The organism is Acidobacteriota bacterium, assembly GCA_019347945.1.
Taxonomy (GTDB): Bacteria; Acidobacteriota; Thermoanaerobaculia; order Gp7-AA8; family JAHWKK01; genus JAHWKK01.
On the sequence record JAHWKK010000028.1, the window covers coordinates 17,610 to 36,612 of the forward strand.

A 19,003-nucleotide genomic window follows, 5' to 3' on the forward strand; every position below is an offset into this window, starting at 1 on the left:
CGCATGAGTGAGGCGATTCGCGACCTTCTTGCCCGACGGGATTATTCGGGTGCGGCCGCCCTGCTCCAGAGCGAGCTCGCCAAGTATCCGAAGAACGTTCGAATGAGGCTTCAGTACGCGGAAGCTCTGTCCGGAGGTGGAAACCTCGAAGATGCGCTCATCCAATACGACCGCGTCGCGAATGAATACGAGGCCGATGGTCTGATCGTTCAGGCGATCGGAGTTCGGAAAAAGGCCGAAAAAGTGGCGGCGCTCCTCGGAGCCGGCGCGTTGGAATCGGACCAGAGCGCTCCGGTGCTTCGCGCTCCGGAGAGCCCGCTCTTCGAGGAGCTCGAAGCAGACGAACTGGACGCGCTCGTTGCGAAGATGACCTTTCATCAATACGAAGAGGGCGACATCATCATCACGGAGGGCGAGCAGGGCTCGGCCCTCTACGTCATCGTTTCGGGATCGGTGAAGGTCTTCACGCGATCTCAGGCCGGGGAGAACATCCACCTCGCCGTGCTCGAAGCAGGAGAGTTCTTCGGTGAGATCAGCGTGCTCACGGGCCGGCCGCGAACCGCGACGATCACCGCTGCCGAGAAGTCTGAGCTTCTGCGGCTCGACAAGCCCGACTTCGACGCGCTCGCGGCCGAAAAGCCGAATATCCGAAGCGTCGTCGAGGAGTTTTACGAAAGGCGGGCAAGACACACGGTCGAGGCGGTCATCGAATCGCTGAAAGGGGCGAGGTGAGATGGTGGTCCTCCCCATTCGTAAGCTCGGAGACGACGTCCTGCGGAAGCAGACCGAGCCGGTCGTGAACTTCGACGCCGATCTGAAGAAGCTCGTCGATGACATGACCGACACGATGTATGACGCGCCCGGCGTCGGCCTCGCGGCCAACCAGATCGGCGTCTCTCTCGATCTGATGATCATCGACGTAACTTCCGGCGAAGAGCCCGGAAATCTTCACGTCTTCGCCAACGCGACGATCAGCCGGACCGAAGAGGAACAGGTCGGCGACGAGGGCTGCCTGTCGGTCCCCGGGTTCTTCGAGATCGTCCCGAGGCCGGCAAAGGTGTGGGTTCGCTACCAGGACGTCGATGGGGAATGGCGGGAGATGGAGACCGAGGGTCTCATGGCCAGAGCGGTGTGCCACGAGACCGATCACCTACGCGGGCTTCTCTACGTCGACCATCTGCGGGGTCTGAAAAAAGAGAGAATTCTCCGCAAGATCAGGAAGCTCGACAAAGCAGGAGAGTGGTAGCGCCGGAAAAACGGCTACCCGAAGCTTTCCAGCGCTTCCTCCTCGTCTTCGTAGATCTCGAAGAGCGGCAGGAGCATCGAAAGCTGGAGCGTCTGCCTCACCCGGTCCTGCGGGCGAAGCAGTTTGAGCACCGCCCCCTGATCCCGGGCCGCGCGGAAGCCGTGCACGAGCTCGCCGAGGCCGTTACTGTCGATGTAGTCGATGCCGGACAGGTCGATCAGGATTTTCCGGTGCCCCTGCTGCAGCAGCGCGACGATGGCCTGAACGAGCTCTTCCTCGGTGTCGCCGAGGGCGAGCCGTCCCTCGAAATCGATGACGGTCACGTCCCCCTGCTGCTTTGTTCCGATCCTCATCCGCGCGATGATATCCGACTCGGACAGCTTGTGCGGGAGGTTGGTCTGAAATATTGTGCCTCGGCCGCCCGGTAGGTCCACGGATATGCTGATTCTTCCCTACAAAGGAAAGTCGCCGACATTCGGTCGGGGGGTGTATATCGCTCCGAACGCGACGGTCATCGGTGATGTCGAAGTCGGGAACGGAAGCTCGATCTGGTTCGGCACGGTGGTTCGCGGTGACGTTCACTACATCAGAATCGGCGAAGAAACCAATATTCAGGACAACTGCTGCGTCCACGTGACCAATGGGAAATGGCCGTGCGAGATCGGCCATCGGGTGTCGGTCGGACACGGTGCGATCGTTCACGGGTGTGTGGTCGCCGATGGATCCCTGATCGGAATGGGCGCCCTGATTCTCGATGGAGCAGAGGTCGGAGAGGAATCGCTCGTGGCGGCGGGTGCAGTGGTCACCGAGGGGATGAGGATTCCACCACGCAGTCTGGTTGTCGGTGTGCCGGCACGGATCAAGCGCGAGCTGACGGCCGATGAGCTCGAGCGCGTCAGAAACAACAGCGCCAATTACGTCGAGTACTGTAAAGAGTATCTGGGAGAAAACAGGTGAGCAGCAGAGTTCAGGCAGGATCGCTTCGCAGAAGAGATGCGGGGCAGAACGTCACGGTAGCCGGCTGGGTGCGGAAGCAGCGCGATTTCGGCGAACTGATCTTCATTGATCTGCGGGATCGATCGGGTCTTCTGCAGCTGGTCCTGGACCAGGCTCGCTCGAGCCCGGAGCTGATGCAGATGGCGCGGGACATTCGCTCGGAGTTCGTCCTTCGCGTCACCGGTCTGGTCGTCGAACGGGAGGCCGAGAGGCGGAATCCGGAACTGCCGTCGGGGGAGATCGAGCTGCTGGTCCAGCAGATGGAGATTCTTTCCCGCTCGGACACTCCTCCGTTCGTCGTCGATGAGGATACGAGCGCATCGGAGGAGACGCGACTCGAGTACCGCTACCTCGATTTGCGACGGCCCAATCTCACCCGGAACATGATCCTGCGCGACGCGGTCTGCAGGCAGGTCAGGAACGTCCTCCAGAAGAGCGGGTTTCTGGAGATTGAAACTCCGATCCTGACGGCGTCTACACCCGAGGGAGCGCGGGATTACCTCGTGCCGAGCCGCGTCCACCCGGGGGAGTTCTATGCGCTGCCCCAGAGCCCACAGCTGTTCAAGCAGCTCCTCATGGTCTCGGGACTCGAGAGGTACTATCAGATCGCGCGCTGCTTTCGCGACGAAGACATCCGCAGCGACCGGCAGCCGGAATTCACTCAGATCGACATCGAAGCCTCGTTCGTCGACGAGGAGTTCCTATTCGATCTGATCGAAAAGATGTTCGCTGCCGTCTTTCCCGAGGCGGGGATCCATCCGTCGACGCCGTTTCCCCGGCTCACCTGGAAGGAAGCGATGGACCGGTTCGGGACGGATCGTCCGGACCTGCGCTATGCGATGGAGATCGCCGACGCGACCGAACTGGCTTCGAAGATGAGCTTTCCTCCGTTTGCCGAGGCGGCTGGCAACGATGAAGTGGTGAGAGGAATCGTCGTTCCGAGAGGCAGCGGACTCTCGAGGAAGCGGCTCGACGCGCTGACTGAAGAAGCGAAGAGTCTGGGCGCCGGGGGGCTCGTCTGGGTGAAGCTCGGAACCGAGCCGTCCTCGTCGATCCGCAAATTCCTCGAAGCGGCCGACTATCAGAGGCTGCGTGAGCATTTTTCCGCCGGATCCGATGATCTGCTCCTGATGATCGTCGGTTCGTGGGAGAAGGCGTCGTCGATTCTCGGTGATCTTCGGATCAGAATCGCCGGCGACGAAGGCATGATCCCCGAGCACCAGTGGAAGTTCGTCTGGATCGTCGACTTTCCTCTTTTCGAGTTCAATGCCGAGGATTCGCGATGGTACGCGCGACACCATCCGTTCACCTCACCGAGGCCGGAGCACGAAGAGAGTATCGAGAGCGATCCCGGTTCGGCGCTGGCGCGTGCTTACGACATCGTCCTCAATGGTATCGAGCTGGGCGGAGGAAGCATTCGAATTCACCGTCCGGAGTTGCAGAGGAAGATGTTCAGGGCTCTCGGCATCGAGGATGCGGAGGCGGAAGAGAAGTTCGGATTCCTGATGGAAGCGTTCCGTTACGGGGCGCCACCGCATGGAGGAATCGCTCTCGGGCTCGACCGGATCGTGATGCTGATGGCTGGTGCGAGCTCGATCCGGGACGTGATCGCATTTCCGAAAACCGCGCGCGGTCAGGATCTGATGGCGGGTGCACCATCGCCGGTGGCTGCAAAGCACCTTCGCGAGCTTTCCATCTCGCTGAAGAAAAAAAAGTGAAATGGGCCGACGCGATCCCATCCGCGAAGTGCAGCACAGCACGGGGAGTTATCCGGTGTATTTCGGCAGAGGAGCGCTCGAAGAGCTCGGTGGAATCGTGCGTGCGAGCGCGGGGCCGAGGCGCCCGGTCGTGCTGGCGGGAAGAGGCGTACCGGAAAACTGGGTATCCGTCGCGGCGGAGTCCTGCGAAGCCGAGCCGATATTCTTCCGGGACGGCGAAGGCGACAAGACGCTCGGGACGGTTGAAGCGCTCATCGGTGCGATGCTGGATCGCGGCGTCCGGCGTGACTCGGTGGCGGTCGTCGTCGGGGGCGGGACCGCCGGAGATACCGGCGGATTCACCGCCTCGGTCTTCATGCGCGGGATTCCGTTCATTCTCGTTCCTACGACTCTCTTGAGTCAGGTCGACAGCTCGATTGGCGGAAAGCTCGGGGTCAATCATCCCCTGGGAAAGAACATGATCGGGTCATTCCAGGCGCCGGTGGCTGTGGTATCGGATCCGGTCACCTGGTCGACGCTGCCCGAACGCGAGCGGAGATCCGGACTGTATGAGGTTCTCAAGGCGGGGGTGATCGCCGACCGGGATCTTTTTCTCAGACTCAACGAGCTCGAAACAGGGCCCTCGGGAGAGGAGATCGAGGCCGCGGTCGCAAGGAGTATCGAGATCAAGGCCGGTATCGTCTCCCGAGACGAGCGCGAAGCAGGGGAGCGCCGCCTCCTGAACTACGGGCACACGATTGGTCACGCGATCGAGCGGAGTGCGGGATACGGCTCGATGACTCATGGCGACGCTGTGGCCTGGGGGATGATCGCGGCGAACGAGATCGCGGTCGGTCGCGGCATTCTCGACTGGACCGAGCGGGAGCTGATCGATCAGCTCATTCTGAAATGGGAACCGGCGAGGCTCGACCTCTCACGACTCGATACGGTTGCGGGTGCAGTCGAGCTGGACAAGAAGTTCACGGGCAGCGATCGGGTGATGATACTTCCCGAGCGGATCGGACGGTGCGCGGTCGTGGATCGGATCACGACCGGAGAGATCGGCACTGCGATCGCGCTCCTGCAGAGCTACGCGGAACGTTGAGAGCCGCGGACAGGTACCGGGATCGTGATGACCATGCTCGTTCCGACGCCTTCCACGCTTGCAAGCGTTACGGTCCCGCCGTGAGCCTCGGTCACCTCCTTCACGATGAAGAGCCCCAGCCCGGTTCCGCCGCCACCTCGGAATGATTTCCCGGAAGCCTGCCGGTACTTTTGAAACAGTTTGGTCTGTTCCTCCGGCTTGATTCCGATACCGGTGTCGGTGACGGTGATGACGATGTTCTGGCTCCCGTCTTCTGCGCGCTGGGGTTTTGCGGCGACGGTCACGACTCCGCCTTTGGGTGTGAATTTGAGGGAGTTGCTCAGCAGGTTGATGAGAACCTGGGTGAGTTTTTCCGCGCTACCTTCAATCGGTGGAAGGTCGTGTCCGTGTGCGGCCATCAGATGCACACCATCCCGTTGAGAGGCCTGCGCGAGACTCTTGACGCTGTGCTGGAGCACCGAACCGATATGGACCGTGTCCTTCTGGAACTCGAAGTTGCCGGATTGGATCTTCGAGAAGTCGAGGATTTCGTCGATCAGATTCATCATCCGCTTCGACTCGCGCATCGACTCCTCGAGAAGCTCACTGTGAAGCGCTTCGAGGTTGGTGTCGGGGTTGTCGAGGATGAACTCGAGTGTTCCCTGGATTCCCGACAACGGTCCTCTGAGGTCGTGGACGATCATCGAGGTGAAGTCGGAGCGTGCCTGCTCGATCTCCTTCTCCTTGGTGACGTCGTGGAAGGAAAGGGCAATCTTGGAGTTCGCTTCTCCGGTGGGTACGCGTCGCACGCGGTACTGTCTCGACTCGTATTCGACCTCGACCTCGTCCATCTCCTGGTCTTCGTCGAAGAAGGGGATCAGCCAGCCCCGTTCTCCACCCAGGGTCTTGCAGCCCGCCCGGATCCAGTTGCCGGCTCCGTCTCCGAAGCTCGCTCGGAACGAGGCGTTCGAGTATGGGAGCTCCCCCTCCGCGGTCACGACCGCGATGGGAAACATCAGGTTCTCGACGATCTGTTTTTGAATCTCGTTCATGACGGAAGGGAGATGGCGTTGTGGTGCTTGAGTCGTGCGAGAGTGAACATGGTCGTGAAGCCGTCGAATGGACTGAGCTTGACGATGCGCTCGATGTTGGAGCGGCCATCGACCAGAGACATCAGATAACCCTCCTGAACCGTCAAATCGAATTGGTCGAAGTTGGAGAGAAACTCGGGAGAGATCCTGGGGATGACCGAGGAGAGGTTGTCGCTCGAGAGAAACTCGCGGACGATCGTGCAGCGGACGATCTCCTGGTAGCCGCGGAGGAGTGGATCGTTCTCGGCTGACTCTTCGAGCCAGCGGAAGGTGCCCCACAGACCACGCGAGTCGATGGATGATTTTACGACCCTGTTCAATTCCGCAGGATCGGAAATCTTCTCGAGGGAGGCCTCCGATAACGTCACGGAACAATCATACCGAAAGATTTTGGGTAGCGAGCAAGTTTGCGACATTTGACGCGACCGGGACACGCTGTGGTTGATTCCGTGGAAGGTTTGGCAGAGAATCGGAAAGAAGACGTCGAACGATGGCGAAACCACTCTTTTATGCAGGTGTCTTACTGATCGTGGCGCTGGCTCTCGACCTCGCGGTCGCGGGAATCGGCCTTCTGGCAGGGGATTCGGGTCGAACCGTTGCACCGATCGAAGCGGCGGTCGCCCTCATGGCGATCATTCCTGTGTCGGCCCTCGTCATCCGCTTCGTCGCCGCGGTAGCCGTGAGAAACCTCTACGTCGGTCTGGCCGCGGCCGTCGCACTGACGGCAGCCGCGCTTGCGAGCGCAGTACGCCTCTCGCTTCACTTCTACGCGGGTGAGTCAGCTGCGCTCGCGTTTGCCCTCGACAGTGCAATCCTCTTCTGCTCCGCGATTCTCCTGCTCACGCTGATGCCGTATTTCGAGTTGCGCATGGGGAACTGGAGCTGGCTTTTCGCTCTGCCGTCGATCACGTACCTCGCATCGCTGGTGTCGCCATTCATCGCCCCTTCGATCGTTCCGATGGCGATCGGCGCGTTGCCCCTCGTCACGGCCGCTTCGCTTCTCGTGATCGCAACTCACTCGCTGCGGCACCGCCGGCAGCTGTTCGAACCGGTACTTCCGTGGAGAGCCCTGGATGGCCGCATCGGAAAGCTCGACTCTCCTGCCACGCCGTGATCAGGGCGAGAGCCTGGTGACCTTCCACGCTCCGTTCGATTCCCGCTCGTACACGATGCGATCGTGCATCCTCCCCTCACGCCCCTGCCAGAACTCGATTCTGTCGGGAGCCAGCAGGTAGCCTCCCCAGAACGGAGGCCGTGGAACCGGCATCCCCTCGAACCGTTTCGAAACCCTTTGCAGCTGCAACTCCAGCGCTTCACGCGAGCTCACCGGCTCGCTCTGCCGCGATGCCCAGGCCGCAAGCTGACTCAACCGGGGGCGTGTCGCAAAGTACTCGTCCGAGGTCTCCGCTGACACCCGGGTGACCGTCCCCTCGATCCGGATCTGCCGGCCGAGTGCCGTCCACCAGAATGTCGCGGCTGCCCGACCGGTCGATTCGAGCTGATCCGCTTTGGGGCTGCCATAGTTCGTGTAGAAGGTGAATCCATTCTCTCCGTGATCCTTGAGCAGGACGATGCGGCACGAAGGTCGCCCGTCGGCAGTCACCGTCGCCAGCGCCATTCCCTCCGCCAGAGGGATGGCTTCCTCGTTCGCTTCCCTGAACCACGTCGCAAACTGGGCGAACGGATCTGCTTCAATCGATCGTTCTTCGAGTGGCCGGCTCACCGTTGTGATTGTCGTTCGATCGTCGATCGCTGGCAAGGGAGAAAGAAGAGTGAAGAGTGAAGAGTGAAGAGTGAAAGGAGGATCAAGAGCGAAGGGTGAAGAGTGAAGAGTGAAGAGTGAAGGGTGAAGAGTGAAGAGTGAAGGGTGAAGAGTGAAGAGTGAAGAGTGAAGGGTGAAGAGTGAAGAGTGAAGGGTGAAGAGTGAAGAGTGAAGAGTGAAGAGTGAAGAGTGAAGGGTGAAGCGCTCGTCATTCTGAGCCCGGCGAAGCGCGGGCGAAGAATCTGGGCCGGGGATCGTGAGTCTCCGTTGCAGGCAGCCGCGAGGTTGATTCACGAGCCGTCCTCCAGATCCTTCGCCGTCCTTCGGCGGCTCAGGATGACGAATGTTCGAATTTCGCGAGAACAAGAAGCCAGGCACTCGCGCGATGTCCAGTATCACCAGCAGGGGCCGTCCTTTCACTCTTCACTCTTCACTCTTCACCCTTCTTGATAGACTCGGCCGCGCGTGAAGGACGAGCGAAAGATGGAGGAACGGCTCGACCAGCTGCGCGAGCAGGGGGCGCGGGGCGAGCTCTCATCGGGCACCGGATCTCTCAGCTACTACGACCTTCCTGTTTTGAAAAAGCCGGTCTGGACCTGGGAGATCCCTCTCTATTTTTTCGTGGGTGGCGCGGCTGGATGCAGCGCGGTCATCGCCTTCGCGGCGCGTGGCAGGAGCCGCCGGCGACTGGCGAGAACGGCGCGAAAAATAGCGCTTGCCGGCAGCATCGCGTCCGCACCTCTGCTGATCTCCGACCTCGGCCGGCCCGAGCGGTTTCTCTACATGCTCCGCGTGTTCAAGTGGAAGAGCCCGATGAGCCTGGGCGTCTGGACACTCGTCGCGTTTTCCGGAGCGACCGCCGCCGCCGTGGCAGCGGACATTCTTCGTGCTCGCGGTGGAAAGAGTCGGGTTCCGGCCTTCGCAGGGGAGGTCGCCGGATTCCTCGCGGCCGCGACCGGGCTCGGGATGGCGACCTACACGGGCGTTCTCGTCGGAGCGACCGCGATCCCCGCCTGGAACCGGCGGATCATCGAGCTTCCAGTCGAGTTCGGAATGTCGTCGATGGGATCATCCGCGGCGATACTCGAACTTGCCGGCCACTTCGATCGAGCCTTGAACCGCGTGGCTCTGGCTGCTGCAGGAGCGGAGACTCTCTCGATGGCAGTCGCCTCCAGAACGATCGGTGGGAAAAAAGGGCCCGATGCCGCGAGTAAGACGCTCCGGAACGATTCGGGCTCCGATGCCCGGATGCTGCGCGCCGGTGCCATCCTCTCGGGACCGCTTCCGCTGGCTCTGCGCCTGCTCGGGCGGCGATCGCGAAGGTTGCGGCGACTCGCGGCATGCAGCGCCATCGCTGGATCGTTGCTGATGCGATACGGCTGGGTTGCTGCCGGGAAGCGATCCGCGGCAGTGACCCGTCCCTGAATCCCGGCAAGGATTCGGTCACTCCGGTGGCAACCGAAACTGAGGGACGCATATGATCCGCGGCGATGGATTCCGCGAAACCGTACTGTTACGAACACCCGAGACCCGCCTTGACCGTGGACATTGTCGTCTTCAGGGAACAGTTGGGAGACGAGGTTCTTCTCGTGAGGAGGAAGCACCCGCCGTTCGAGGGCTGCTGGGCGCTGCCAGGAGGGTTCGTCGACCAGGATGAAGCGCTCGATCAGACCGCACGGCGGGAGCTGATGGAGGAAACGGGCATCGAGGCGGGCGAGCTGGAACAGCTGGGAGCATGGGGCGAACCGGGGCGCGACCCGAGGGGTCACACCGTGTCCGTCGTTTACATGACCGCCGTAGTCGACGGCGAGGCGCGAGCGGACGACGATGCCGCCGAAGTGCGATGGTTCGCGATCGACGAGCTTCCGACACTGGCCTTCGATCACTCCGACATCGTCAGAGCTGCGATCGAGCGCATCGGGTCGCGGGGTCCCTCGTGAGCGATCGCGATCTCCGGCTCGACGAGTCTCTGCGCCGTCGGATCTGGGCGAGTCTGGGCGAATCGATCGAGAAGTACCTCGTCGACGTGGAGGAACTGCCGGTTCTGCCGGAGCTCGATCCCGGAAAGATCCGGAAAGAGCTGGCCTCGGTGGACATGGAAACGGGTCTCGGTCTGGAAGAGGCGCTCTCCCGCGTGACGGGATGGATGCGGGATTTCCAGCTTCACATCGCGAGTCCACGCTACTTCGGCCTGTACAACCCTCACCCGACGACCGCCGGGATTGTCGGCGACGCGCTCGCGGCCACGTTCAATGCCCAGCTTGCCGCCTGGGGACACAGTCCGTTCGCGGTGGAGGCGGAGCGCTTTTTGATCCGCGAGCTGGGCGGAAAGCTCGGAATGCCCGTCGGATCGGTCGACGGCACATTCGCTTCCGGCGGCGCCGAGGCCAATCTGACGGCCACCCTCGTGGCGCTGGCAGAGAAGTTTCCCGGCTACCTCGAGACGGGCTTCGCAGGCAGCGGCCTGCGACCGGTCGTCTACGTGTCTGAAGAGGCGCACGATTCGATGCGCCGGTCGGGGCGAGTCGCGGGAATTGGAGACGCCGGAGTCAGCCACATCCCTGTCGACGAGGCATTCCGGATGAGGCCCGATGCACTCGAAGAGGCGATTCGGAGTGACCGTGCATCGGGGCGGATACCTTCGATGGTCGTGGCGACGGCGGGAACGACCAACAGCGGAGTCATCGATCCGCTGGCCGACGTGCTCGAGATTGCGAAGGCGAACGATCTCTGGGCGCACTGCGACGCCGCCTGGGGAGGTGCCGGGTGGATCGTCCCGGAGCTCCGGCAGCATCTTCGGGGATTGCCCGAATACGATTCGGTCACGATCGATGCACACAAATGGTTCTCCGTCCCGATGGGTGCCGGGGTTTTTCTCACGCGCCACGCCGGAGTGCTCGAGCGAACGTTCAGTCTGACTCCGGCCTACATGCCGCGCGAGGGAACCGGGCTCGACGTCAGGAATCCGTTTCAGCATTCGATCCAGTGGTCGCGACGATTCATCGGCCTGAAGTTCCTGATGACGTTGCTGAGCTCGGGATGGAAGGGCTATGAATCCGCGATCGAGCATCAGGCGCAGATGGGGGAGCGTCTCGCGGATCTGCTCATCGAGTCCGGCTGGAAAATCCTCGTTCGATCGCCGCTGGCCTTGGTCTGTTTCACCCTCGCGGACCGGCCGGAGGATGGGACCCGGCTCGACGAGATCGTTCGTCGCGTGGGGGCGAGCGGAGAGGCGTGGATCTCTGCGACGATGCTTGCAGGTCGGATTCCTGCACTACGAGCCTGCATTACGAATTTTCGAACGGAGGAGGGCGATCTGAGACGACTGATCGAAGTACTTAACCGGATTCGAGCGGAGGTCGCGGTATGAGAGAGCAGCGCATGACGCTGACCGAAGGTGCGCCTTTGTCGGCGTCGGACCTGGTGGCGAAATTCAGACGCCAGATGACTTACGGCGCTGCGAAGGATCGTTTCACGAGATCGGACAACGATCTGTATCTCGCGCTCTCGTTCGCATTGCGCGAATGGATCATCGATCGCTGGTTCGCCACCCAGCGGCGGATCTACGAGACCGATGCGAAACGCGTCTACTATCTGTCGCTCGAATTTCTGACGGGCCGGCTTCTCTATTCGAACGTGCTCGCGCTTCAGGCCGAAGATGAGGTGAGGAGCGCACTCGATTCATTTGGAATCGACTTCGACCTTCTGCGGCAACTCGAGCCCGATCCCGCTCTCGGCAACGGAGGACTCGGGCGGCTCGCGGCGTGTATCACCGAGTCCGCCGCGACGCTCGGCCTCCCTTTCTATGGCTACGGTATTCGCTACGAGTACGGGATTTTCAGGCAGATGATCGTCAACGGCGCTCAACAGGAGGCTCCGGATCCCTGGCTCGCCCGCGGCAATCCGTGGGAAATACCACGAACCGACATCCTGATGCCCGTTCGGTTTTTCGGCAGAGTGCAATACGAGCGATCCGGTACCGGCGACCGGTTCCGATGGGTGGATGCCGAAACGGTGTACGCGATGCCGTTCGACATGCCGATCGTCGGGTTCGGTTCGGGAGTCGTCTCGACTCTTCGACTCTGGTCGGCGAGAGCGTCCCGTGAATTCGATCTCGCGAGGTTCAACGCCGGAGAATACGTTCGTGCCGTGGAAGAGAAGACGGCAACCGAGAACATCTCTCGCGTCCTTTACCCGGCCGATGACCAGTATGTCGGCAAGGAGCTTCGCCTCAAGCAACAGTATTTTTTCGTCACCGCCACTCTCCAGGACGTGATTCGACGTTTCAGGCGCGTACCCGGGAGGGTGTGGGACGAGCTTCCGCAGAAGGTCGCAATCCAGCTGAACGACACGCATCCGGCGATCGCGATCCCGGAGATGATGAGAATTCTCATGGACGATTACGGTCTGAGCTGGGATCGTGCGTGGGAAATCACCGAGAAGAGCTTCGCCTACACCAACCACACGGTGCTGCCGGAAGCGCTGGAGACGTGGGAATTCGAGCTGATGCAGCGACTGCTGCCTCGGCATATGCAGATCATCGAAGAGATCGATCGCCGGGTGAAGCTGAAGGCGCGATCGATCGAGGGGACGACTTCGAGCTTCGTCGAGGACGTCGCGATTCTCGACGGACGGAGCCGCGCGGTGCGGATGGCCAATCTTGCATTTGCCGGTTCGCACCGCGTGAACGGGGTTGCAAGACTCCATACCGAGATTCTCGAGGAGCGCGTTTTTTCCCACTTCACCAGACTCTTTCCGGGACGGCTCACACCGATCACCAACGGCATTACGCCGCGGCGCTGGCTCTACAAAGCCAATCCTCTCCTCGCGACGCTGCTGACCGAGCACCTCGGACCCGAATGGGTCACCGACCTTTCGAAGATCGCCGGCATTGCGGAGCTGGCGGATTCGAAGGAGTTTCGATCGCGCTGGCAAGCGGTGAAGATGGCGAATAAGGCGAAGCTTCTGGACTGGCTCGAGGAGACACATGGAATCCGCGCGCCGGGCGTCGACGCGAACACCTGGCTGTTCGACATCCAGATCAAGAGAATTCATGAGTACAAACGGCAGCTGATGAACGTCCTGGCCGTACTCGCGAGCTACCACCGAATCCGGTCGGGAGAGATCCCGGCAGTTCCAAGGCTCGTGGTGTTTGGCGGAAAGGCTGCGCCCGGTTACGACACCGCGAAGCTCATCATTCGCCTGATCAATTCGATTGGTGCCCTGATCGAAAGAGACCCGGAAGTGTCGAGACATCTGCGGATCATCTACGTTCCCGACTACCGGGTGACGGCGGCGGAGATGCTGTTTCCGGCATGCGAGCTGTCGGAGCAGACCTCGACCGCCGGAATGGAAGCTTCCGGAACGGGGAACATGAAGGCCGCGCTGAATGGCGCGCTCACCATCGGCACACTCGACGGCGCCAACGTCGAGATCCTGGAGCGAGTCGGTCAGGACAACATCTTCATCTTCGGACACGACGCCGCGGCGATCGAGAGAATGCGGAACGAGGGCTACGATCCGTCGGAGTGGATCGGGCGCTCTCCCGATCTGAAGCGAGCGCTCTCGACATTGAGAGACGAGGAGCTCGAGCCGGCGCAACCGGGACTCTTTCGCCCTCTCGCCGACCAGCTTGCAATGAGTGACCGCTACTTCGTCTGTGCAGACTTCGAAATGTACCTCGACGCGCGACGGGCGGCGGATCAGCAGTACCTCGATCAGGATGAGTGGACGCGGAAATCGATCATCAACTCGTCCTCGATGGGGTACTTTTCGAGCGACCGTACGGTTCGGGACTATGCGCGCGAGATCTGGGATGTCGAGCCTCTCTACGACTGATCGCAGAAACGCTCGCACGGCGCGGGTGCTCGCGGCTCTGGCGGCAGCTGTCTCGCTGGCATCGAGCGCGGGCGGCTGTGGTTCCGTTCCGATGGAGGCCGGTCCCGGCGAGGGACCCTATGTCGTCGTTCTCGGAATTGCCCAGGACGGGGGCTATCCTCAGGCGGGGTGCAATCGTCCGCATTGTGAGCCGGGGTGGCGTGATGAGGCGAACCGCCACGCCGTGTCGTCAATCGCCGTCGTCGACCCGCTCAGCTCGCAGAGATGGTTGATCGACGTCACTCCCGACTTTCCCCGGCAGCTCCGGATGCTCGACGAAATCGAGAAGCCACGAGCAGGAGATCCATCGCCGGCGCTCGATGGCATCTTCGTGACCCATGCTCATATCGGCCATTACGCTGGTCTGATTCATCTCGGGCGCGAAGTGATCGGGGCGAGCGGAGTTCCACTTCACGTCATGCCTCGTATGCGCGTTTTCCTCGAGAACAACGGTCCGTGGAGCCAGCTCGTGGAGCTCGGCAATGTGCGGCTCACCGACATGGCTGCGGGCTCGAGGATCCGATTGAACGAGCGGGTTGCGATCGAAGCCTTCCTCGTTCCCCATCGTGATGAATTTTCCGAGACTGTCGGATTCCTGATTCACGGTCCCGAGCGGAGTGTCGCGTATCTTCCGGACATCGACAAATGGGAGAGATGGGGGAGGAGGATCGAGGATCTGATTGCGGACGTGGACGTCGCGTACCTCGACGGAACGTTCTACGCGAACGGCGAGATTGCGCGGGACATGTCCGAGATTCCGCACCCGTTCATCGAGGAGACGGTGGCGCGGCTGCGGAACCTTCCGGCAACGGAGCGGTCGAAGGTGCGGTTCATCCACCTGAATCATACGAATCCCCTTCTGCAGGACGGTTCAGAAGCGAGGGCCGAGGTCGAGCGTGAGGGAATGGGGGTCGCGGAAACTGGAGAGATCACTCGTTTGTGAGCCCTGGAAGGATGTCCTCGGTACCCACCCAGACCTGTTCGCCTTCGATCCGGACGGGGAGGCCCGCGAAATTCAGAAGGTCGGTCCACTCCTTCGAGCTGCTTCCGACCCTGCGGGCGATGCAGTCGAGGAGTGTCTCGAGGCGCGTCGCCCCTGGCTGGATCAGATCGTCGTGATCGCAGGATGCATCGATCGCCGAGACCCTCCCGTCGGAGTCCAGCCGGAGGAGGATCGTCGTACCTCCTGCGCGAAAAATCTCGGGCTTGCCCGGTGTCAGCTCCGAAAGACTCGTAGTCCGGTAGAAGTTGTCATCGAAGGCCGTCGACACGAGTGAGTCTACCAGTGGTGAGGAGATCCGGATCGGCCAGATGACTGCCTGCGCCCGAGGATGCCGCGAACCGGAGATGAAATCCGGATGATCGAAAGAGTTCCAGTGAGGAGTAGGTGGTGCCCAGAGACGGAATCGAACCGCCGACACGAGGATTTTCAGTCCTCTGCTCTACCAACTGAGCTATCTGGGCATCAACGTCGCGGAGACCGGATCGATCTCGAACGTGGCACTCTAACCCGGCGGGAACGACTCAATATTTCTCGCATCTCGCTCGAACGGGCGCACCGCCGCGTGGTGCCGGAAAGGCCATCGGAATATACTGCCGCGGGTTCGTGGCCATGTCGTCTGATCTCGGTGAATTCGAATCGCTGCTGGAGTACGTTTTCCAGGACCGCTCCCTTCTCGTACGGGCGCTCACCCACCGTTCCCACGCGCACGAATCGAAGGAAGATCGCGATAATGAGACCTACGAGTTCCTGGGAGACTCGGTGCTGGGATTTGTGGTGGGCGACGAGCTTTTTCACCGATTTCCCACCGTGGACGAGGGGACGCTGTCCAAGATGAAGGCATTCCTCGTGAGCGCGCGAAGCCTTTCGAAAAAGGCCGAGGCGATCCGTATGGGAGAGTTCGTCCGGCTGGGAATCGGTGAGGAGCGGTCGGGCGGCAGGGTCAAGAAGTCGCTTCTCGCCAATCTTTACGAGGCGGTCGTGGCTGCAATCTATCTCGATGGGGGAATCGACGCGGCGCGGAAGTTCATCCTCCGTACGTTTGGTCCCCATCTGGACCAGGTGACCGAGAGCGACCTGCTGTTCCACGACTACAAGACGGCGCTGCAGGAGGCTGCTCAGAGCCGTGGGTGGGAACTTCCGAGTTACGAAGTGCTCTCGGAGCTCGGTCCGGATCATTCGAAGACCTTCGTCGTTGCGGTCGACGTCGGAGAGATGAAGGCCGAAGGGCGTGCATCCTCGAAGAAGGAGGCGCAGCAGCGAGCCGCCCGGGTCGCGCTTGCTCAGCTCCAAGCGTCGAACGGAGAGCAGCGCTGAGACGCGCCGGATACCTGCTGCTCGTCGCGTTGGCGGCCGTCGGGATGGCCGGGCAGGACGACGACCGCAACGCTCTCGAGCGATTGCGGGAGGAGATCAGCGCGCTCGACCGGAATCTGCAGCAACTGCGCGGCCGGGCGTCCACTGAGCGGGACCGGCTCGGTGATCTCGAGGATGAGATCGCCGTGCAGGCCCGTCAGCTCGAGGCAGCAGAAAGGGCGATCGAGGAGATCGAGCGTGACCGGCTCCGGGGGGAGCAACGGCTCGCCGAGCTGACGGCGAGACGGGAGTCACAGCGAGCGGCCCTGGAACGGCGGATGGTCGCCCTCTACAAGATGGGAGATCTGAGCTATTTGCGGCTTCTCCTCTCCGGGGATCTCGACCCCGCAGCGCTCGGAATGCTGAACTATCTCGTCAAACGGGATGCACGAATGATCGAGGAGTATCGCGCGACCAGCCAGGCGCTCGCGCAGGAGCGCGCGATGATCGCGGCACGGCAGGTAGAAGCTGTCGAAGTCGCCCAGATCCTGGAGGGGAAAAAAGCGGACCTCGAACGGTCGCGCTCCGAGCAGCGTCGCCTGATCGCCGAGCTCGAATTCCGCGAGCGCACCGGGCAACAACGACTCGATGAGCTCGAGGAGAAAGCAGAACGTCTTCAGCGGCTGCTCGTCGTATTGACGGAGGAAGGTTCAGCGGCCTCTGCGGGGATCGGGCAGTTCCGCGGCGCTCTCGGGTGGCCGGTGGCTGGCGAAGTGATCGAGCGGTTCGGCAGGCAACGAAGCCGCAAATTTGCGACTTTCACCGTGAATAACGGGATCAGAATCGCTTCAGCGCCGGGCTCGGAGGTAAGGCCGGTTTTCCAAGGAACAGTGATCTACTCACAATGGTTGAAGGGGTATGGCAACCTGATCATCGTCGACCATGGCGACCGCATCTTCACGCTTTACGGGAACCTGCGGAACAGTCTGGTGGAACGAGGAGAGAGGGTGTCGCCCGCCGACCCGATCGGCACTGTCGAGACCGACGGCGCAGGAGACGGCGGGGCGCTTTACTTCGAAGTGAGAGTTGACAACGAGCCGGTCGATCCACTGGCCTGGCTTAGGTGAGGTGAAAAGACAGATGCAACGAGCGCGATTGCCATTCATTCTGCTGTCCCTGGCGCTGATGTCGACCATCATCGTCGGAGCTCTGTTCGGACAGGCGGCCGACAAAGACAATCTGTACAGAAACCTGAGCCTCTTCACGGAGGTGATCGAGCTGGTCGACAACAGCTATGTGGACGAGGTCGATCAGGAAAGATTGATCGAAGGGGCATTCGCCGGCGTCACAGAAGCGATCGACGAGTACAGTTTCTATGTGCCCCCCGCTTCGATGGCCGATTACGAACGTGTGCGCGTGCTGGATGACCCGGGCGTCGGCCTGATCATCTCCAAGAGGCTGGGCTATGCGTACGTCATCGCAACAATTGCCGGATCTCCTGCCGAGCGCGAGGGGATCGTCGCGGGCGATTTCATCGAGCGAATCAATGGGAATCTGACCACGGACATGCCGGTATGGAAGATCGAGGCGGCGCTTCGTTTCTTCGAGTCCGATCGGGTCGAGATGACGATCGTGCGCGCCGGGATGGCGGAAAGGGAGCGGTTCACCTTCGAACAGGAGGATTACGAGATCGATGGCCCGCGCCTCAGCTGGGACGAGGGAGACGCGATCCTCGTCGTGCCGCAGTTCTCCGCGGGAACCGCCGATCTGGTTGCCGCGATCCTGGAGGAGGTCGGGAAGAGGAAGACGGATCGACTGCTGATCGATCTGCGAGGAAACGCCTGGGGTGAAGCGGAGGAAGCGATCAGGACCGCCGACCTCTTCATGGAGGAGGGCGTGATCACGTCGACCGAAGGCCGGCGGATCGAGCCGCAAGAGTGGAACGCTGAGAAAGGAAGCTCGTGGAACGGCAGCACCGTGGTACTCGTCGATACGTCCACGGCCGGGCCGGCAGAAGTGTTCGCAGCCGCGCTCTCACGGAACGGGGTCGCACGTCTGGTGGGAGTCCCGACGTATGGGAAGATGCCGGTTCGGCAGTTCGTGCGCCTCGGAAGCGGCGGTGGCCTCGAAATTACGGTCGGCCACTATCAGACCCCCGACGGCATGTCGATCGTCGAGGGGGGCGTACGTCCCGACATCGTCATCAATCGTGCGGCGCTCGCGCTCAGCGACGAGGACGAGGACCTGATCCTCGATCGCGGACTCGCGATTCTCAGAAGTGAACCTGAAGGAGCCTGACCAGCCGGTCCTCTTTCTCGAGCGCTGGAGACTCGTACGGAAGCGGACGATCGGCTTTCTGAAGGAGATCCCCGAGCGCGATCGGACGGGGCTCGCATGGGAGGGCGGCCGCTCGGTCGTCGAGACGGTCGCACATCTGATTGCCACTCAGGATGCCGTTCTGCGCGGTCTCTCCACGGACGCCTTCACCTTCGACGAGTCGGAGTCGATGGCGGCCCGTGAGGATTGGGAAGGCCTGCTCGCAAAGGGACGAGAGCTCGATCGTGACCTCGTCGAGCTGCTCGACTCGGTTTCCTCCGAATGGTGGACCTCGGTGAGCGCGCACGGCCTGACGCGGGGGGAGTGGTTGTGGCAGATGCTCGAGCACGAAATCCATCACCGTGCTCAGATCCCGGTGATCATTCGTATCGCGGGTGGAGTCCCGCCCCGCATCTATCCCTAGGGACGGGGTCGGGGGGGTAAATGGTAAAGAAAGCGGGGCCCCCCCCCCCCGCGGGGGGGGGTTTTGGGGGGAAAGTTCAAAATTAGAACCCACCCCCGCGACCCGCCCGCGATACCCCCCCCGGGGGGCGCACCCCGGCGGGGGCCAAACAGGCAACCCAACCACCAGACCCCCCCAGGGTTGAACCCCCGGGGAGACACAACACACGCACCCC

General features: G+C 61.7%; 21 protein-coding genes and 1 tRNA gene. 15 read left to right on the forward strand and 7 right to left on the reverse strand.

The features are described from left to right. The first annotated feature begins 3 nt into the window (after positions 1-3). Both KY459_14590 and def read left to right on the forward strand, forming a co-directional pair. Positions 4-732, forward strand: coding sequence for a cyclic nucleotide-binding domain-containing protein (locus tag KY459_14590; GenBank protein ID MBW3565937.1), 729 nt, complete (start codon positions 4-6; stop codon positions 730-732). Between the two features lie 4 nt (positions 733-736). After that, entirely contained in the window at positions 737-1,246 is a 510-nt protein-coding gene (gene def, locus KY459_14595) for a peptide deformylase (GenBank protein ID MBW3565938.1), read from the forward strand. A gap of 14 nt (positions 1,247-1,260) precedes the next feature. Here def and KY459_14600 read toward each other — a convergent pair whose 3' ends face one another. Beyond that, positions 1,261-1,599 (reverse strand): STAS domain-containing protein, encoded by a 339-nt coding sequence (locus KY459_14600; GenBank protein MBW3565939.1) that lies wholly within the window; start codon positions 1,597-1,599, stop codon positions 1,261-1,263. An 85-nt stretch (positions 1,600-1,684) separates the two neighbouring features. Here KY459_14600 and KY459_14605 point away from each other — a divergent pair, with 85 nt between their 5' ends. From KY459_14605 to KY459_14615, 3 genes are read left to right on the forward strand one after another with little or no spacing between them, the layout of a single operon-like run. After that, positions 1,685-2,203, forward strand: a complete 519-nt coding sequence (locus KY459_14605; protein MBW3565940.1) for a gamma carbonic anhydrase family protein — start codon at positions 1,685-1,687, stop codon at positions 2,201-2,203. Continuing rightward, complete coding sequence (gene aspS / locus KY459_14610; protein MBW3565941.1) at positions 2,200-3,960, forward strand: aspartate--tRNA ligase; 1,761 nt, start codon at positions 2,200-2,202, stop codon at positions 3,958-3,960. The genes KY459_14605 and aspS overlap by 4 nt, the downstream gene beginning before the upstream one ends. Position 3,961: 1 nt before the next feature. Then, positions 3,962-5,044: a 3-dehydroquinate synthase gene (locus KY459_14615; GenBank protein ID MBW3565942.1), complete on the forward strand. Its 1,083-nt coding sequence runs from the start codon at positions 3,962-3,964 to the stop codon at positions 5,042-5,044. On the opposite strand, the gene KY459_14620 is transcribed toward KY459_14615, so the two are convergent. Together KY459_14620 and KY459_14625 are read right to left on the reverse strand one after the other, a co-directional pair. Then, on the reverse strand, positions 5,029-6,075 hold the full coding sequence (locus KY459_14620; GenBank protein ID MBW3565943.1) for a HAMP domain-containing histidine kinase: 1,047 nt from the start codon (positions 6,073-6,075) through the stop codon (positions 5,029-5,031). The genes KY459_14615 and KY459_14620 overlap by 16 nt on opposite strands. Then, positions 6,072-6,434, reverse strand: coding sequence for a hypothetical protein (locus KY459_14625; GenBank protein MBW3565944.1), 363 nt, complete (start codon positions 6,432-6,434; stop codon positions 6,072-6,074). The genes KY459_14620 and KY459_14625 overlap by 4 nt, the downstream gene beginning before the upstream one ends. A gap of 170 nt (positions 6,435-6,604) precedes the next feature. On the opposite strand from KY459_14625, the gene KY459_14630 reads away from it, so the two are divergent. Beyond that, a complete protein-coding gene (locus KY459_14630) occupies positions 6,605-7,228 on the forward strand; it encodes a hypothetical protein (protein ID MBW3565945.1) in 624 nt (207 codons plus the stop codon). Here KY459_14630 and pdxH read toward each other — a convergent pair whose 3' ends face one another. After that, entirely contained in the window at positions 7,229-7,873 is a 645-nt protein-coding gene (pdxH, locus tag KY459_14635) for a pyridoxamine 5'-phosphate oxidase (GenBank protein MBW3565946.1), read from the reverse strand. Next, entirely contained in the window at positions 7,834-8,088 is a 255-nt protein-coding gene (locus tag KY459_14640) for a hypothetical protein (protein MBW3565947.1), read from the reverse strand. The genes pdxH and KY459_14640 overlap by 40 nt, the downstream gene beginning before the upstream one ends. 253 nt (positions 8,089-8,341) lie before the next feature. Between KY459_14640 and nrfD the strand changes: the two genes are divergently transcribed. From nrfD to KY459_14665, 5 genes are all read left to right on the forward strand, one after another. Continuing rightward, positions 8,342-9,301, forward strand: a complete 960-nt coding sequence (nrfD, locus tag KY459_14645) for a polysulfide reductase NrfD (GenBank protein MBW3565948.1) — start codon at positions 8,342-8,344, stop codon at positions 9,299-9,301. A 65-nt stretch (positions 9,302-9,366) separates the two neighbouring features. Continuing rightward, positions 9,367-9,816 (forward strand): NUDIX hydrolase, encoded by a 450-nt coding sequence (locus KY459_14650; GenBank protein ID MBW3565949.1) that lies wholly within the window; start codon positions 9,367-9,369, stop codon positions 9,814-9,816. Further along, positions 9,813-11,246 carry an aminotransferase class V-fold PLP-dependent enzyme gene (locus tag KY459_14655; protein MBW3565950.1) on the forward strand — a complete coding sequence of 478 codons (1,434 nt, stop codon included), beginning with the start codon at positions 9,813-9,815 and terminating at the stop codon, positions 11,244-11,246. The genes KY459_14650 and KY459_14655 overlap by 4 nt, the downstream gene beginning before the upstream one ends. Further along, complete coding sequence (locus KY459_14660) at positions 11,243-13,714, forward strand: glycogen/starch/alpha-glucan phosphorylase (protein MBW3565951.1); 2,472 nt, start codon at positions 11,243-11,245, stop codon at positions 13,712-13,714. Before KY459_14655 ends, KY459_14660 begins: the two co-directional genes overlap by 4 nt. Positions 13,715-13,805: 91 nt before the next feature. Next, on the forward strand, positions 13,806-14,696 hold the full coding sequence (locus KY459_14665) for an MBL fold metallo-hydrolase (protein ID MBW3565952.1): 891 nt from the start codon (positions 13,806-13,808) through the stop codon (positions 14,694-14,696). On the opposite strand, the gene KY459_14670 is transcribed toward KY459_14665, so the two are convergent. Further along, on the reverse strand, positions 14,683-15,174 hold the full coding sequence (locus KY459_14670; protein ID MBW3565953.1) for a hypothetical protein: 492 nt from the start codon (positions 15,172-15,174) through the stop codon (positions 14,683-14,685). The genes KY459_14665 and KY459_14670 overlap by 14 nt on opposite strands. Further along, a tRNA-Phe gene (locus KY459_14675) sits at positions 15,142-15,217 on the reverse strand. Before KY459_14675 ends, KY459_14670 begins: the two co-directional genes overlap by 33 nt. A 148-nt stretch (positions 15,218-15,365) precedes the next feature. Here KY459_14675 and rnc point away from each other — a divergent pair. Genes rnc through KY459_14695 form a run of 4 tightly spaced genes read left to right on the forward strand, consistent with a single transcriptional unit; the run spans position 15,366 to position 18,789 of the window. After that, positions 15,366-16,070, forward strand: coding sequence for a ribonuclease III (gene rnc / locus KY459_14680; GenBank protein MBW3565954.1), 705 nt, complete (start codon positions 15,366-15,368; stop codon positions 16,068-16,070). A gap of 29 nt (positions 16,071-16,099) precedes the next feature. Next, positions 16,100-17,176: a peptidoglycan DD-metalloendopeptidase family protein gene (locus tag KY459_14685; protein MBW3565955.1), complete on the forward strand. Its 1,077-nt coding sequence runs from the start codon at positions 16,100-16,102 to the stop codon at positions 17,174-17,176. A gap of 13 nt (positions 17,177-17,189) precedes the next feature. Further along, positions 17,190-18,347, forward strand: coding sequence for a hypothetical protein (locus KY459_14690; protein MBW3565956.1), 1,158 nt, complete (start codon positions 17,190-17,192; stop codon positions 18,345-18,347). Continuing rightward, positions 18,328-18,789, forward strand: a complete 462-nt coding sequence (locus tag KY459_14695; protein ID MBW3565957.1) for a DinB family protein — start codon at positions 18,328-18,330, stop codon at positions 18,787-18,789. The genes KY459_14690 and KY459_14695 overlap by 20 nt, the downstream gene beginning before the upstream one ends. The last annotated feature ends 214 nt before the right edge of the window (positions 18,790-19,003 follow it).